The sequence below is a fragment of the Streptomyces sp. NBC_01197 genome (genome assembly GCF_036010505.1).
Classification (GTDB): domain Bacteria; phylum Actinomycetota; class Actinomycetes; order Streptomycetales; family Streptomycetaceae; genus Streptomyces.
The window spans coordinates 5363753-5379253 of sequence record NZ_CP108569.1 but is presented as its reverse complement, the minus strand read 5'-3'; the positions used below and the strand labels follow the sequence as shown (position 1 = coordinate 5379253).

At 66.6% G+C, this 15501-nt stretch carries 16 protein-coding genes and 1 pseudogene; 5 read left to right on the top strand and 12 right to left on the bottom strand.

Annotated features, from left to right (window positions below; genetic code table 11):
* Positions 1-144 precede the first annotated feature (144 nt).
* From OG452_RS24620 to OG452_RS24610, 3 genes are all read right to left on the bottom strand, one after another.
* Complete coding sequence (locus OG452_RS24620; RefSeq protein WP_327297741.1) at positions 145-315, bottom strand: hypothetical protein; 171 nt, start codon at positions 313-315, stop codon at positions 145-147.
* A gap of 93 nt (positions 316-408) precedes the next feature.
* Positions 409-1899 (bottom strand): ABC1 kinase family protein, encoded by a 1491-nt coding sequence (locus OG452_RS24615; RefSeq protein WP_327297740.1) that lies wholly within the window; start codon positions 1897-1899, stop codon positions 409-411.
* A 66-nt stretch (positions 1900-1965) separates the two neighbouring features.
* On the bottom strand, positions 1966-2202 hold the full coding sequence (locus OG452_RS24610) for a hypothetical protein (RefSeq protein ID WP_327297739.1): 237 nt from the start codon (positions 2200-2202) through the stop codon (positions 1966-1968).
* Positions 2203-3064: 862 nt separating this feature from the next.
* Between OG452_RS24610 and OG452_RS24605 the strand changes: the two genes are divergently transcribed.
* From OG452_RS24605 to OG452_RS24590, 4 genes and pseudogenes are all read left to right on the top strand, one after another.
* Positions 3065-3925, top strand: a complete 861-nt coding sequence (locus tag OG452_RS24605; RefSeq protein WP_327297738.1) for a 1-deoxy-D-xylulose-5-phosphate synthase N-terminal domain-containing protein — start codon at positions 3065-3067, stop codon at positions 3923-3925.
* A pseudogene (locus OG452_RS24600) lies at positions 3922-4797 on the top strand (transketolase C-terminal domain-containing protein); the annotation flags it as partial. The gene OG452_RS24605 and the pseudogene OG452_RS24600, both read left to right, overlap by 4 nt.
* 129 nt (positions 4798-4926) lie before the next feature.
* A complete protein-coding gene (gene ispG, locus OG452_RS24595) occupies positions 4927-6075 on the top strand; it encodes a flavodoxin-dependent (E)-4-hydroxy-3-methylbut-2-enyl-diphosphate synthase (RefSeq protein ID WP_327299766.1) in 1149 nt (382 codons plus the stop codon).
* 355 nt (positions 6076-6430) lie between these two features.
* The gene (locus OG452_RS24590) at positions 6431-7723 is read left to right on the top strand and encodes an IS256 family transposase (protein WP_327296320.1); all 1293 of its coding nucleotides are present in this window, start codon (positions 6431-6433) and stop codon (positions 7721-7723) included.
* 129 nt (positions 7724-7852) lie between these two features.
* On the opposite strand, the gene OG452_RS24585 is transcribed toward OG452_RS24590, so the two are convergent.
* Together OG452_RS24585 and OG452_RS24580 are read right to left on the bottom strand one after the other, a co-directional pair.
* A complete protein-coding gene (locus OG452_RS24585) occupies positions 7853-9391 on the bottom strand; it encodes a terminase large subunit domain-containing protein (protein WP_327297737.1) in 1539 nt (512 codons plus the stop codon).
* Complete coding sequence (locus OG452_RS24580) at positions 9388-9924, bottom strand: hypothetical protein (protein WP_327297736.1); 537 nt, start codon at positions 9922-9924, stop codon at positions 9388-9390. Before OG452_RS24580 ends, OG452_RS24585 begins: the two co-directional genes overlap by 4 nt.
* Positions 9925-10372: 448 nt before the next feature.
* Here OG452_RS24580 and OG452_RS24575 point away from each other — a divergent pair, with 448 nt between their 5' ends.
* Positions 10373-10693, top strand: a complete 321-nt coding sequence (locus OG452_RS24575; RefSeq protein WP_327297735.1) for a hypothetical protein — start codon at positions 10373-10375, stop codon at positions 10691-10693.
* On the opposite strand, the gene OG452_RS24570 is transcribed toward OG452_RS24575, so the two are convergent.
* The 7 genes from OG452_RS24570 to OG452_RS24540 form a co-directional block, all read right to left on the bottom strand.
* Positions 10682-11143, bottom strand: a complete 462-nt coding sequence (locus OG452_RS24570; RefSeq protein WP_327297734.1) for a hypothetical protein — start codon at positions 11141-11143, stop codon at positions 10682-10684. The two genes, OG452_RS24575 and OG452_RS24570, sit on opposite strands and share 12 nt — an antisense overlap.
* Positions 11144-11212: 69 nt before the next feature.
* Positions 11213-12658: a methyltransferase domain-containing protein gene (locus tag OG452_RS24565; RefSeq protein WP_327297733.1), complete on the bottom strand. Its 1446-nt coding sequence runs from the start codon at positions 12656-12658 to the stop codon at positions 11213-11215.
* The gene (locus tag OG452_RS24560) at positions 12655-13314 is read right to left on the bottom strand and encodes a ParB/RepB/Spo0J family partition protein (RefSeq protein WP_327297732.1); all 660 of its coding nucleotides are present in this window, start codon (positions 13312-13314) and stop codon (positions 12655-12657) included. Before OG452_RS24560 ends, OG452_RS24565 begins: the two co-directional genes overlap by 4 nt.
* 68 nt (positions 13315-13382) lie before the next feature.
* Positions 13383-13508: a hypothetical protein gene (locus OG452_RS24555; protein WP_327297731.1), complete on the bottom strand. Its 126-nt coding sequence runs from the start codon at positions 13506-13508 to the stop codon at positions 13383-13385.
* Between the two features lie 437 nt (positions 13509-13945).
* On the bottom strand, positions 13946-14884 hold the full coding sequence (locus OG452_RS24550) for a hypothetical protein (RefSeq protein WP_327297730.1): 939 nt from the start codon (positions 14882-14884) through the stop codon (positions 13946-13948).
* Positions 14885-14899: 15 nt separating this feature from the next.
* Positions 14900-15151 (bottom strand): hypothetical protein, encoded by a 252-nt coding sequence (locus OG452_RS24545; protein WP_327297729.1) that lies wholly within the window; start codon positions 15149-15151, stop codon positions 14900-14902.
* A complete protein-coding gene (locus OG452_RS24540) occupies positions 15148-15480 on the bottom strand; it encodes a hypothetical protein (protein WP_327297728.1) in 333 nt (110 codons plus the stop codon). The genes OG452_RS24545 and OG452_RS24540 overlap by 4 nt, the downstream gene beginning before the upstream one ends.
* Positions 15481-15501: the final 21 nt, after the last annotated feature.

Genomic DNA, 15501 nt, shown 5'->3' with positions numbered 1-15501 from the left:
GCACGGTCGGCGGATTCTGGGGGGCGGCGGGTGCGAGCCCGCATCCGGAGGCGGCGAGGGCTGCGATAAGGAGCAGATGCGGCAGCCTGAACGGGGTGTGCATGGCAGGACCCTCTTCTTGGCTGATGTGCGAGGAGGGGTAGGTCAGGACGTTTCGAGGGTGTCGATGAAGATGTCCAGGGAGTCGAAGAACTGGTTTGTGCTGCTTCGTAGTGCCAAGACGGCGTGGGCGACCTCGGTGGGGGCGGTGGCGATGACATACAGCAGGATGATCAGCACGAGCCAGAACAGAAGGCTGCGGGGACGGCTCAGCACAGCCCTTCTCCCTCGGTCGGCGGTGAAGCGGGCATTAAGCAGGTGAGGCGGCGAAGTACATGAAGGCTGGGGGGTTCTGAGCGAGCCGGCTGGTCAGTCCGGGCGGTGGCGTTGCCGGAGGGCCAGCAGCGCTAGAGCGAACGCCGGTCTGCTGAACCGGGTGTCGTGGAAACGGGTGTGGTTGTGCACAGTGAGCTGACGGTCGGCCACATCGTCGAGGGCCCGTACTGCCTGGCCTGGCCCTTGGGTGAGGCTGTGCAGGGTATGCAGGCCGTACTGCGCCAGCTGTTCCGGGGAGCAGAGGTCCCGGGCCATGTCCAGCAGAACGTCCTGCAGGGCGTCGCGGATGCTGTCGGACAGTTTCAAAGCGGGATGGATGTGCCGGACGGTGCCTTCCATGTTGGCGACGGCTTTGCCCACGATCGAGACGTTAGGTGTGGTCTGGATGCCGCGGCTGGAGGAGAAGGCGAGGACCGAGGTGAGGGCGACACCGAAGTTCAGCTCAGCCAGCGAGGCGTTCGCGATATGTGGAACGAAGCGGGCGATGTCGGCAGTGAAGCCACCGATGTCACTCCATGGGGTGGTCGAGCCCATCTGGATCCAGGACTGTGCGAGCGCCGGCCCGTCGTTGTAGGCCATGCCGATCATCGTGCCGAGCATCGCTGCGCTGGTGCTGCGGTCGATGCGACCCACCATGCCCCAGTCGATGACGTGCGCTTTCCCGTCGGGACTGACCAGAACGTTCCCGGGGTGCGGGTCGGCGTGGAAGTTTCGGTCGACGAAAAATCCTTTGAGCATGTAGGCGACGAACTCTTTGGCCATCTTCTTGCGCTGCTTGCGGCTCAGCTCGTTGTCCTTGAGCCGGTTGGCGGCCTGCCCATCGGCAAAGGTCTGGACGAGGACCCGTGGCGTGGCGACGAGGGCTTTGGGCACCTTTACCCTCTTGAACTCCTTCGCAGACTTCCGCGCGTCCTTCATGTTGCTGGCCTCACGCGTGAAGTCCAGCTCATCGCCCATGGCGCGGAAGACGACGTCGAGCATTGCCCCGGTGTCGACGACCTCATTGAACCGAGGTGCCAGCCGGCCGATCAGGCGCGTCGCGCGTCGCAGGACCACCATGTCGCCGCGCACCGTCAGTTGGGAGTCTGGGCGCTGAATTTTGACGACGCACGGTGTGCCGTCCCGGCGGGTGGCGCGGTAGACCTGCGCGAGGGACGCCGATCCCAATGGTTGGCCGGTCTCGAACGAACTGAACGACTCACGCCAGTCGGCCCCGAGCTCTTCCTCCAGCGTCGGCACGAAGGTGGCGAACGGCCGCACGGCCGCCTGATCGGTCAGCAGGGCCAGCTCATCGCGGACATAGTCCGGGACGAAGTCCGGCCTGGTTGAGAGGATCTGGCCGATCTTCACATACAGGGGCCCGAGCTGCTCCAGAGCCTGGCGGATCGCCCGCGCCCGCTGTTCCTCAGCCGTGCGCTCCGAGGCCTGAGCCTTCGAGCGACGGCGTCCGGCCGCCCGGGATACCTCGTGCATCCCGAGCCGCGTCAGTACGTGAGCGGTGTGCCGCGCGCGGTGCTCAACCACTGGGCCTGCCTTCCGTGCCGTCCTGCATCGGCGTACCGAGACCATCACCGGCTCTCTCGTGCGCTCTCAGTCGGCGTTGCGGCCCTTGCCCTGGGCGCGATCGTGCTTGATGTACTGGTCGAGCTGCACAACGAGCGCCTCGAGCGCGCGGTTGTTGCGCTTGACCAGCTTGCGGGTGCTCTTCTTCCCTTTCTTCCTCTTCTTGCCGGTGAGCGCTCGGCGTGTCATGTCCCGCGAGTCCCGGCCGACGTCGCTTGCTCGATCCAGGACGTCATCTATGAGGCTTTTGCGCTTTTTGGACATGGGTGGGTCTCCTCCGTGAATACTGTGATTTCATCCGGCGCCGGCCGGTAGGCGTGTTCCACAGCCTTCGTCCGCGACAGTGGCGAGTGCGAGTGCCCGCGCGTCCCTGATTTCCGCGGCGGGCGGTGCTGTGTCTCGCTAACAGCCGCCAATGCCACAGGTGTTGCTCCTGGTCTGCGGACCGTTCATTGCCACCATTCGGCACCCACTGTCGTGAAGGCAACTCCTGCGGTAGGAGCGCACGCAGCACGTAGGGGCGCATGCGCATCCTGCAGTACCACCGGGGGCGCAGGCTGTCCGGTACACGGGCCGGGCAACAGCCTGCAGTGCTCGACGCGCCCCAGAGGCCGGTGATCCGGTACGGGGCTCAGGAGACGATCTGAGCTGCGGAAACGATGCTCGACTCAGAGTGCCGACGCGGGATACGCAGGCCGTCTAGCCCGCCCCGCGGACCGTCCGCTGCCGCAGCTCCGGGCCGTCTCCTCTGAGGCCACTGGTGCTCGATGCGCTCACCGTTCCGACCGCCGGTGCAACAGATGGAAAGTGCGGAGGCGCACGCACTAGCCCTGATCGCGCCGACGTGACCCCAGTGCGCCCGCGACTGCGGCGCTAGCACACAAAAAATGGGGCACCTTAAGGAGCCTCACCTATACAACGGCCGTGCAGCCGCACCAGCCCTCCCGGCTGCTGGTGGCCTGGTCCGCGGAGGAAGGAAGCTCATGCCCAACCCCGCACCGCCCTCCCGCGCCACATGCCCACCGCCGTCCAAGCCCTCTTGGAGGCGCCACCACCGGAAAAGCCTGCATCGGACACACCCGCACACCTCAACCCGGCGCGTCCCAGCGCGGGGCCGGGAGGCATCATGACCGAACTTTCCCAGGCATCCGCCCACGAGCAGTCCACCACCCTCGCAGGGGCGCACCTGACCACTCTCGGCGGCCCGCACGACCTGCGTGCCCTGCCGACCGAACAGCTCTCAGACGTAGCCCAGGACATTCGTACGTTCCTGATCGAGAAGGTCTGTGCATCGGGCGGTCACCTAGGGCCCAACCTGGGCGTGGTGGAACTGACTATCGCCCTGCACCGGGTCTTCGACTCGCCCCGCGACGCAATCCTCTTCGACACCGGTCACCAGGCCTACGTCCACAAGATCGTGACCGGACGCGCTGCAGACTTCGACGGCCTACGCCAAGCCGGCGGGCTTTCCGGCTACCCCTCGCGCGCCGAGTCGGTGCACGATTGGAGCGAGAACTCCCACGCCTCCGCCTCCCTCTCCTATGCCGACGGCCTGGCCAAAGCCCACGAACTGCGCGGATACCGGGACCGGTCGGTGGTCGCCGTCATCGGCGACGGGGCGATGACCGGCGGCCAGGCATGGGAAGCGCTGAACAACATCGGCGCAAGCACACGTCCAGTCGTCGTAGTCCTTAACGACAACGGCCGCTCGTACGCCCCCACCACCGGCGCACTTGCCAGCCACCTGCAGACCCTGAAGCGTCCCGGCACCTCCACCGCATCCCCAGACCAGGCCCCTGCGAACCTGTTCACCCACCTTGGTTTCACGTATCTCGGGCCCGTCGATGGCCACGACACTGGCGCCCTGCAGTCTGTTCTGGACCAGGCGCGGGTCCTGCGGCGGCCCGTCGTCGTCCACGCGGTGACCATCAAAGGCCGGGGCTTCGGCCCGCCGAGGACGATGCAGCGGACTGTTTGCACGCGGTGAGCACCGTCAACGCCGTTACTGGCCGCCCCGCCCCCGGCCCGCCCACCGTGTCGTGGACCAGCGTCTTCGGGCAGACCCTGCTGGAGCTGGCCGATGAGCAGGAAAACCTGGTAGCCATCACCGCCTCCATGCTCCGCCCCACCGGCCTACACCCCATGGCCATGAAGTACCCCGAGCGGGTCTTCGACGTCGGAATCGCCGAGCAGCATGCCGTCACCTCCGCGGCCGGCCTGGCCATGGGCGGCTTCCACCCCGTCGTCGCCCTGTACTCCACCTTCCTCACCCGTGCTGCGGACCAGGTCCTCATGGACGTGGCACTGCACCAGTTGCCGGTCACCTTCGTCTTGGACCGGGCCGGCATCACCGGCCCCGACGGTGCGTCCCACCACGGCATGTGGGACGCACCCCTCCTCGGCATTGTGCCCGGCCTGCAACTGGCAGTGCCCCGAGACAGTGACCAACTGCGGTCGCTGCTGCGTGAAGCCACCATGCACGAGGGCCCCACAGCCCTGCGTTTCCCCAAGGGGACAGCCGAGCAAGGCTCGCAGGCCATACGACGCGCCGGAAGTGTGGATGTCCTGTCGGAGTCCGGCATCCGCGACGTCCTCCTGGTCTCCTACGGACCGATGGCTCCGACATGCCTGCGAGCCGCAGCCCAGCTGACCAAGCAGGGAATCGGGGTAACCGTCACCGACCCGCGCTGGGCGATACCCGTCGCGCCGGAACTGCTCGCCATGGCCGCCCGGCACCGGCTGGTGATCACTGTTGAGGACAGCTCCCGCACCTCAGGCCTCGGCAGCAACCTCGCCCAGACAGTGCTCGACAACGCCATCCCCACCCCCGTCCACAATTTGGGTCTGCCCCGGACCTTCCTCACACACGGCACCCGCCAAGGAGTGCTGACCGACGCTGGCCTATCGGCCGAGCAGATCACCTACGCCGTCCTGCGCGCGCACCGGAAAACCCCACCAGCACACGACGATCCCCGACGGGAGCCCTCAATGACCGCCGTCGACCTCCCACATCCCGCCCTGCCCACCACGGCCGCTTCGCCGACTCGCCGCGCCTGTCGGCAAATCCACGTCGGTAATGTCCCGGTAGGCGGCGGCGCACCAGTCTCCGTTCAGTCCATGACCACCACCCCCACAGCGAACATAGACGCGACACTGCAGCAGATCGCCGCACTGACCGCAGCCGGATGCGAAATCGTGCGCGTAGCAGTGCCCACCCAGGACGACGCCGACGCCCTGCCCGCGATAGCCGCAAAGTCGAAGATCCCCGTCATCGCCGACATCCACTTCCAGCCTCGCTACGTCCTGGCCGCCCTAGACGCCGGCTGTGCCGCGGTGCGGGTCAATCCCGGCAACATCAAAGCCTTCGACGACAGAGTCAAAGAGATCGCGAAGGCCGCCACCGCGGCCGGGGTGCCCATACGCATCGGCGTGAACGCCGGCAGTCTGGACCGGCGATTGCTGGCCAAGTACGGCAAAGCCACCCCCGAGGCACTGACGGAGTCCGCGCTGTGGGAGTGTTCCCTCTTCGAGGAACACAGCTTCACCGACCTGAAGATATCGGTCAAACACCACGACCCGCTGACCACGGTAGCCGCCTACCGTCAGCTTGCAGCCGCCTGTGACTACCCGCTGCACTTAGGCGTCACCGAAGCTGGCCCTCCGCCTCAGGGCACCATCAAGTCCGCGACCGCCTTCGCGATCCTCTTGGACGAGGGCATAGGAGACACGATCCGCGTCTCTCTCACGGCACCCCCCGTGGAAGAGGTCAAGGCCGGCCTGCAGATCCTGCAATCGCTGGGCTTACGCGCCCGCCAGCTGGAAATCGTCTCCTGCCCTTCCTGCGGCCGCGCCCAGGTCGACGTCTACACCCTTACGGAACGTGTCAGCGCTGCGCTGGACGGCTTCCCCTACCCCCTGCGCGTCGCGGTCATGGGCTGCGTCGTCAACGGACCCGGGGAAGCACGCGAGGCCGACCTCGGTGTTGCCTCCGGCAACGGCAAGGGCCAAATCTTCGTCAGGGGCGAGGTCGTCAAGACCGTCCCAGAGTCGAAAATCGTCGACGCCCTTGTCGAGGAAGCCATGCGGTTGGGTGCAGAACTGGCCCAAGGCACCGAGGAGAGCCCTAGCGATGCGTGACAACAGCCAGTCCCCTCTCTTCGCTCAGAACCTCGCGCCGCGAGCCCCACGCCGGACCCAAACCACGACGACGCACACCCAACGTGCCCCGCTATACCCCACCAAGGCGCGCACATGTCTCATCCAGGAGGAGCGATCGCTTAGACACCGCGGACCAGCATCCCCGCCACACCACAGCCATAAGGCACTCCAAGACCTTTCGCACCACGTCGAGGACGACATGACCAAACCGCCCCAAAAACTTCAACCGGCCGCACGCCCCCGCCGCGTCCTGCTCGCCTCTCCCCGCGGCTGGTGCGCGGGCGTGGGGACTGTAAAACGTTCGGTGTAACTCCCGATCATGGAAGATGCATCGATGACCAGCGACAACGTGACCGAGGCCGATCCTGCCGAGCCGTCTGAGGCGGTTCCGTCGAAGCCTGTGGACGACCGGTTGATTGACGAGCTGGTGGGCCGGGCTCAGGCCGAGGGCCTTCAGCTGACCGGCGAGGGCGGGCTGCTCCAGCAGCTGACCAAGCGGCTCCTGGAGTCGGCTCTCGAGGGCGAGATCACCGACCACCTCGGCTATGACAAACACGATCCCGCCGGGAAGAACGGTGGCAACTCCCGCAACGGCACCCGATCCAAGACCGTGCTGACGGATGTCGGCCCGGTGGAGATAACTGTGCCCCGCGACCGTGAGGGTTCCTTCGAGCCGAAGATCGTCAAGAAGCGGCAGAAGCGTCTGTCCGGCGTGGACGAGATGGTCATCTCGCTCGCGGCGAAGGGCCTGACCACCGGCGAGGTCCAGGCCCACCTTGCCGAGGTCTACGGCGCCGACGTGTCCCGTCAGACGATCTCCACGATCACCGACAAGGTTCTCGAGGGCATGGCCGAATGGCAGAACCGGCCGCTCGACGCCGTCTACCCGGTGGTCTTCATCGACGCCATCCACGTGAAGATCCGCGACGGCGCGGTCGCCAACCGGCCCATCTACGTGGCCTTGGCGGTCACGACCGAGGGTCGGCGCGACATTCTCGGGCTGTGGGCCGGCGACGGCGGCGAGGGCGCCAAGCACTGGATGCACATCCTCACCGAGATCAAGAACCGCGGCGTGAACGACGTCCTTATGCTCGTCTGCGACGGACTCAAGGGCCTGCCCGACGCGGTCGAGACCGTCTGGCCGCAGACGGTCGTGCAGACCTGTGTGGTCCACCTGCTGCGGAACTCCTTCCGCTATGCCGCCCGCCAGGACTGGGACAAGATCGCGAAACTCCTCAAGCCCGTCTACACCGCGTCGACCGAAGACGCCGCACTCGAGCGGTTCGCGGAGTTCGCCGACGCGTGGGGCAAGAAGTATCCGGCGATCGTGCGGCTCTGGGAGAACGCGTGGGAGGAGTTCACTCCCTTCCTCCGCTTCGACACCGAAATCCGCCGCATCGTCTGCACGACGAACGCGATCGAGTCCGTGAACGCGCGGATCCGACGGGCGGTGAAAGCCCGCGGCCACTTCCCCAACGAGCAGGCCGCACTGAAATGCGTCTACATGGCAATCATGTCGCTCGACCCGACCGGCAAGGGCCAAGCCCGCTGGACCATGCGCTGGAAGACAGCCTTGAACGCCTTCGACATCACCTTCGACGGCCGACTCTCCGCAGCCCGCCAGTAACCCTCAACAACCCGAGTTACACCGCTCGTTTGACAGACCCCCCTCCGTGAGCGACTTGCGGAGCTCGGGCCGACATCAGGCTGGGGCCGTTTCCTCATGGGGCCGTTTTTGCCGACTGCAGCCACCAGCTCACCGACGGCCATCGAAGCGATCATCATCGATGTCACCTGGGAGGGTGTCGAGTTGCTCGGGGTCTGCCAGTTCCGTCAGGCCGTGCACGGCGGCGTCCATACGGTCCGGACTGTCCATACCTTCGACCCAGGTGACCATTTGGTCCTCCAGGTCGGGGTACTCGCCGACGTGGTGCACGAGCTGCTGTTCGTAGAGCTGGGCCACCGGCGCTGCACGCAGGCGCTTTCCGACCTTCGCGGTGACCTCCAGGATCATCGGCATGAGGAGCCCCTTGGTGACGCCCTCACGGCGCAGCTGCTCCCACGCCTGCCTGACGATTTGCCGGGCCATGTCTCCGCCGTAGTTCTTCTCGACCACGATGGCGTCTGCTTTGAGTTCGAGCGCGAGACGGCAGGCGGCCAGGCCCCAGTCGTTGGCGCCCATGGAGCCGGAACGATCCGCGAGGACGTAGAGCTGTCGGTCGAAGTCCCGGCCGACCCCGATGACGCCGGTCTCGTCCCCGACGGTGGACTCTCCGCCGGCGGGGTCCACTGCGACCACGATGCGCGCCATGTCGAGGCCGGAGAACTGGACGGCGTTGATACGTGCCGTGTCGATCCACTCACGCTTCCACACGCCTCCCTCCGGCGGGCGCGGCTTCTGCATGTACAGGGCGCCCCAGACCCGTTCACCGACGCGCTTGCGGGTCTTGGCGTGGTGGGCTGCGTCGAAGCGTTCGGGCCAGAGGGGCTGGCCGGCTGCCCGGCCGAGCGGGTCGCCGGGGCTGTCGGCGAGGGCCGGCAGGTCAATGACCCGCCAGGCGTCTCGTTCGGTGGCGAGGATCCGCCCGGCAAGGTCGTCTTCGTGCCAGCGGGTCTGGATCAAGCAGATAGCACCGCTCGGTTCGAGCCGGGTCTGCAGTACAGAGGTCCACCAGTCCCAGGCACGCTTGCGCATAGTCGGAGAGTCCGCGTCGGCCATGTCCTTGACCGGGTCGTCCACGATGGCGATGTGGGCACCGCGCCCGGTGAGACCGCCACCGATGCCTGCGGCGAGCAAGCCGCCTTCCCCGCCGACGATGTCGAATCGGTTGGCAGCCTGCGAGCCGGTCTTGAGCTGAATGCCGAGGTCGTCCCCCCAGGTGTAGATGGCGTCCCTGATCCACCGACCGTGGTCGTCAGCCAGATCGGCGGAGTAGCTGGCGATCATCATGCGGTGGCCGGGGTTGCGCCGCAGGTACCAGAGGGGTGCCCACCGCGAGGCCCGTCGGCTCTTGCCGTGCCGCGGAGGCATCGTGAGCATGACGCGGTCGCAGCGGCCCGCAGCCATGTCGATGAACGCGCTGTCGATCAGGTCCAGGTGTGGAGCCTGCATCTCCCGGCCGCCGGTGAGGACCGCAGCGAGAGCGCCCGGCGAACGGTCCATCGCCAACTTCCGCTCCGCATGCGCCAGCTCGACCCGCAATGCCGGGGAGGCGGACCGAACGATGGCACGGCGCTGGGCCGGCGGCAGCGTCTTGTAATGGGCGACAACCCTCTCGTTGTCACGGGGCCTCATCCGGCGTCCGGGTCGGTGAGGGCGATCAGTGCGTCAAGCTCATCGGCGGTGACGTTCTCGATCTGAACCGGCCCGCCGTCGAGGCCGGACAGCTCCGCCCTCACAGGCATGTCGAGACCGAGCAACCGGGCTCGGCGTTCCATGATCCGCAAAGTTCGATCGATGGCCGCGAGGTCTTGGTCCCGGACCGCCTTCTTGTACGCCACGAAGAACAGCCGGTCGAGCCGGTCGGCCTCAAGGGCCCGCAGCTCGTCAACGTCGTCGTTCAGCTCGGCGCGACGGTCGGCGAGTGCAGTGCGAACGTCGCGGCAAGCGGCGTGGATCAGGGCCTCGTCGGTAGGCGGGTCCTGGTTCTTGCGGTACCGCTCGATGCCGTAGCCCTGGGGGTAGGCGATGCCATCAGAATTGGCGGCAGGGTCGGCGGCGAGCTTGCGGGCGATCGTGAGCCAGTCCACGCCGGCGAGTCGTAGGTCGATGGCGTCCGAGCGGCGGCGCGCGATGGCCGCACGCGCGGCTTTGTCGGGGCGTCCCACGGCGGGGGTCCTTCACAGCTCGGGTGCGCCCCCGCGCCCGTCTCCATGATCCCATCTCAGCGAGTCCGCCCTGTCCGAGCTGCTCAAATGAACAACTCCATTGGAAGCGGTGGAAGTTGGCGCTATCGACGGATATAGTCCGGAGCTGTACGGCTTAACGCCCAGTGGCCTAAGCCGCGTTAGACCCCTACCCGGGTCGATGCCATGGAGCGTCCGAACGGCTCTCCTGTCTGGCACCGGACCGTGGATTCGCCTTCTGGCCCCTCGTAGGGGGGCGGCGAGCGTAGTGCCTGTACCCGCCAGCAGGACGGGGGCTGAGCCAAGCAGCCCTCGGGTAAGACCTGAGTCTTTGCGTCGGCATGGAACTCAGTTCGATCACTAATTGTGTGTCGGACTGAGTGCATGCGTTGTCGCACGCGGTTCGACCCTTATTGGAAGGGTTTAGAGGATGGTTGCGACCATCATTTCCCTGTTCACAGCGGGCGCGTTCCTGTGGCCTATTTTGCTGGGTCTCCCCAACGCACTAAAGAAGGCCACCGAGACGCTCGATGAGGCGGGATTTCTCGTCAAGGCTTGGCGACGATTTCGCGCGACCTTGAGAGGCGAGGAAAGCCTCTCTTTGAATTCCGGGCAGGACGGCGAAGCCGCCTCACCGTCCAACCCGGAGGGTGGTACGCAGGCACTGGCACCCAGTCCAGAAGGCGACGCCGTTCAGCTTGATGATCTCGACATCACAAGCGCGAGCCCTCCAACGACCTCACATCAGTGACATCTGTTCACCCTCCTCCGGCCTCTTGGGCGGCACATACTCGGGCGGCGCGTCTGGTGCGTTGCGCTGAGTGCGCAGCCACCAGGCGAACTGGTAGTTGCGGCAGGTCCTGAATCGGGCCGAGTTGCGGCGCGGCTCGGTCGGGGGGATGTTGTGCTCGCCCCATCCTGTGATGGGGCGAGCGTTGTCCAGGTGGACGAAGAGGCCGGGCACGAGGGCGGCTCCTTTCCACTGTTCTCCCGGTGCACCCTCGAAGGCCAGGTGTGCGTTCTGGCTCCAGTTCCACGGGTTGGGCAGAGCGCACAGGTACCAGGCCAGTGGCGGGTTGTCCTGCGGAAGTTCCAGCGCCTGATGCCGGCGGCGGACGTCTACGCGGGGGCGGTCGGGTTGCCCGAAGCTGCGCAGGCAGTGCTGGTCGAGGGCGACGTGCCGTACGCCAGCCAGCCACATGATGTGGTACCGACTTCGCGACTCGATTTGGATCTGTATTCGCTGCGACATGCGCTCCCCAATTACTTCCTAACTGGCGAGAGATTCATTTCTCTCTACTACCAATTTTATCAAATTTCCCACCAATTCCAGATGCCTGTCATGGCGGAAGCCGTTCGGATAAGGCATGTTGAATTCCTCTTCAAATGCCTTCTCGTATTCCTCTTTGGGGAGTGCGATGGGGCGGCGGCATGTCGCCTTGAGATTGGACCCGCTGAGGTCGGTGACCTTCACGTCCTCGAAGTAGCGGCGGAGCATGGGCTCCAGCGTCTCGGGGGTGTGGAAGCGGAGCTTCTGCCACTTCCCCTTGACGAAGTTCATCTCCACGTTGTCGTCGTCGAGGAAGCTCATCTTCGTGGTCGCGGTCTGGGAGGTAACGCGCTTGGCCTGCTCATCGCGCAGTTCGCGGGCGAGGCTCCGCGTACCGAGGCAGACCACTCCGTCGGCGGCGCACAGGGCGTTGACGGTGGTCATCACCCAGTGCTGGTAGTCGAGCGAGGTGGTGGCGTTGACGACGGAGTCCAGGACAACGACGTCGTACAGCCCGTTGGTCTGGATGTCCTTGTCGATGTCACGGATCATGCCGACGACCGCCCGGATGTCGACGGCGTACGAGCCGTCCCGGCAGCGGTAGGGCTCGTAGTCGTGGATGTTGAAGCCCTTGGCACGCAGGTGCTTGGCGTAGTCGCCGTATCCGGCTCCGAAGTCGACCACGCGGTGTGTGGGCTTGAGCCAGGGGGTGACGAGCTGGTCCCAGGTCTCGGAGCCGTAGGCGAGTTTGCCCGCTTTGGCCTTGGAGGAGAACTGCCGGAGCCGCTTGGGCTGGACGATGTGCTGGTTCCAGACGGGTGCCTTGCTCTCGATCGCGCTCCAGTCGTAGACGCCGTACTCCCCGGTGAGGTCGGCGTGGAGCTGGGCGGCGTCGGCCGAGGTAACGGTCCAGGCGAGGAGGTCGAAGCGCGAGAAGGAGGCGACGACGGCGTACTCGGCGTTGAGGACGATGCGCCCCTGATCATCGATGACGACGCTGCCCCACGGGCCGTGGCCGGCGGTCATGTGACCGATGGCGTTGACGAAGGAGAGGTTCTTGCGCTCGGTGACGCGGATGGACTGCCACGGAATCCAGGACCAGGCGCCGATGGTGCCGGGCTCGGCGTAGACGACGCTGGCCTCGGTCTCCACTCGGTTGTGGAGCAGGTTGAACTGGATCTCGTCCTGGAGGCGGACCTTCGTGCCGAGCATGACCGCGGGGGTGTGGGTCAGGCCGATGGCCTTGAGACCCTTGGTCCTCTGGTGGCCTGCCACCAGTGTGCCGTCCGCGTTGAGGATCACCGGCTTGACGACTCCGTGGCGGCGCAGCGACGCCTGGAGCCGGACGAAGGCCGTTTCGCTGAGACGGCGCGGGTTGTAGTCGGCGGGGCGCAGTTGGTCGAGCGGGTACGCCTCGTGGAACGTCGTGGTGGGTGCCTTGCTCATGCGGCGTCGCCCTCCCGGTGGGCTTCCTGGAGGACGTGCCAGCCGAAGCCGAGGTCGCTGTTGGTGTCGTCAACGAACTTCGTGTAGATGGCGTTGAGGGCTTCGACCTCTTCAGAGGTGATCCGGACCCGCTTGGACTCCCACTGGAGGTAGCCCCACTGGAGGTAGTCGACGGTGGCGGCGGCTCCGGTGCCCGCTCCATCGGAGGTCAGCTCCAGCGTCTCGGGGAGCGAGGTGTCGTCCAGGAGCCGGTCGACGCTGTCGCGGTCGTAGCCGGTGCCGGCGAGGTCGGGAATCTCGGAGAGGACTTCGGCGAGTAGCGCGGTGTCGTAACCGGCGAGGTCGTTGGTCCGGTTGTCCACGATGACGATGCGGGCCGCCGCGTCGTCATCGACGTCGACCCAGGTGGCCGCGATGTGTTCCCAGCCGAGCTGCTGGGCGGCGGCGACGGTGTGATTGCCAGCCAGGATCTCGTTGGGCCGCCCTGTGTGGGTGCCCTTGTTGATCACGACGGGCCGGTACTGGCCGTTGACCGTCAGCGACTCGGCGATGGCCGGGATGTCGCCGCTGCGGGGGTTGCGGTAGTACGGGACCAGGTCACCGATGGCGACGGCAAGCGGCAGGAGCTGTTCGGGGATGTTGGCGAGCGCGGTCACGGGCGTCCCTTGTGTAGGCCGTTCCCCGCGCCCTACGCACGCCAACACTAGACGATCAGCCGGGGCGCTTAGCGGTTGTTGCAGCGGCAGATGCCTGGCGGCAGGCACCAGCCGTCGCAGGCGTTGCACCACTCGGCGCCCGGAACGGGTGGCTCGCGGTCTTCGGTCTGATCGGGTGCCTGGTTCTCGGTCATGCCGCTGTTCTCCTAGGTGGTCGTCTGGTTGAGATGGCTGCTTCGAGTTCCGCGCTGCGCTGAGCCGCGTTCGGGTCGGTGTCTTGGCGGGCCCTTCGGCCTGGGTCTCGCTCGTCGGCCGCCCGGACCGGCGGGCCGTCCCGTTCGATGAGCAGGCGGAGATACAGCTCGCGGTCTTCCGGATGTCCTTTGAAGTCGTCTGCGCTCATGTCGTTCCGGAGTGCACGGGACCCGCCCCCGTCGTGGGCGGGGGCGGGTCCGGTCGTGTTCGTGGCCTGCGGTCCGGGTGGCTTCGCTTCGGCGCGGAGCCGATGCCTGGCGGGTAGGGCGCGGGGGATTGGCCACCCGCCAGGCACCGAAGGGGATGCCGCATGCCACGGCATGTTGGTGGGTCGGTTCCTCGGCTGTGGCCGTTCCCTCCAACGAGATAGAACGTATCACTCTTTACTGTTGGGATCTATCTTGTGTGCGGAGTGATCCCGCCCGTCGTGCGGCGCCCCGTGTCCCAGCCCGTCAAGGGGAGCCGTTCCGTGGGAAGTTGGCTCATCCGTGAGGAACAGGTCCTGCTGAACCGAGCGAGGCCGAGCGGTGAAGTCCTCGGGCCTGAGCGTGATCTGGCGCATGCCGCGAGGAGGAGCCACGTCGCGAACCGGGATGGCCGCGATCATCGTGGCCACCCCTACCGCTGGGAAGGCGTCTGCGGGCAGCTCCCACATGGTCCCCCGCGCCTCCCATATCCGAGCGAGGAAGTCCGTGGTCCTGTGGTCGCTCCGGTAGGTGAGGCTGCCGTACATGATCGCGACGAGGAGGCCGCCGGGCTGGATGAAGCGCAGCGCCCGCTCGACGTGGCGGATGTCCTGGTGTCCGGCGAATGGCGGGTTCATGACGACCCGCTGGTAGCGGCGCTCTACCGGCACGCTGAAGAAGTCGGCGGTCGTGACCTGTCGGGCGTACCCGCCGGCGCGGATGTGCTCGGCGCGGGCAACGTCGAGTTCGACGCAATCCACGATGGCCCCGCGGGCGGCGGCGGCCTCGGCGATGGCGCCGCGCCCCGCCGAGGGTTCCAGCACTTCGCACCCAGGTTCGAGTTCGGCCAGGTCCAGGAGGCGTTCGACCGTGGGCTGCGGCGTGGGGTAGAACCCCCGGTCGACGTCGGTGATCACCTCGCCCGTGGCGAGCAGCCCGGCTATCGCGTCGGCGGCGTCGGTGGTGAAGATGTGGGCCTTCTTGTAGCGGTGCCAGACACCGCCTACCGCGTGCAGGGCGAGGTTGACGCGCTCGTACAGCTTGCGGTCGAGCTGTCCGTTCAGGCGGAGCGCCGGGCCGTCGACCGTGGCCGCGCGGAGAGCGTCGAGTACGTCGGGATCTATCTGCATGGCTGGAACTCCTGATCAGGCGTACTGAGTGCAGTTGACGGCGAGCGGGTGGCCCTTGTGGTCGGCGCAGACGGCGTCGCCGGTGGCGGGGTCCGTCCCTGCATCGCACAGCTCGCACACCCAGTAGCCGCAGACGACGCAGATTGCGGATGCGAGCTGGTTGTGGGCGTTGGCCAGGTCGGCATCGCAGAGGCGGCAGACTTCGCACGGCAGGGTTCCGTCGTCGGGCCAGGTCTTGAGGCCGTTGATGCGGGCGGGCCGCTTCACGCGGCCTCCCCCTCCGCCTCGCTCGCGTCCTTGGCGACGAACAGAGCCGCTTCGAGTTCCACCAGGCGCGCGGCCAGCATGATGGGAAAGCGGACGTAGACGGAGCGTCCGGCCTGGTTGAGGAGTTCGGCGGCAGCCTGGAAGGTTGCGTTGCTGGCCTCGTCCAGAGCCTGCGGGTCGTTGTCTCGGCGGGCCCTGACCAGATGCTGCGCGGCCTCGCGAACGAGCCGAGCGGCGTCGGGGTCGTACTCCTCAAGGGCGTTGGCCGTGACCGGCACTCCCGCGAACAGGTTCCGGTTGATGTTGCGCATAGCGTAGATGTCGTTCATCACGGTGGGTCTCCAGATGGA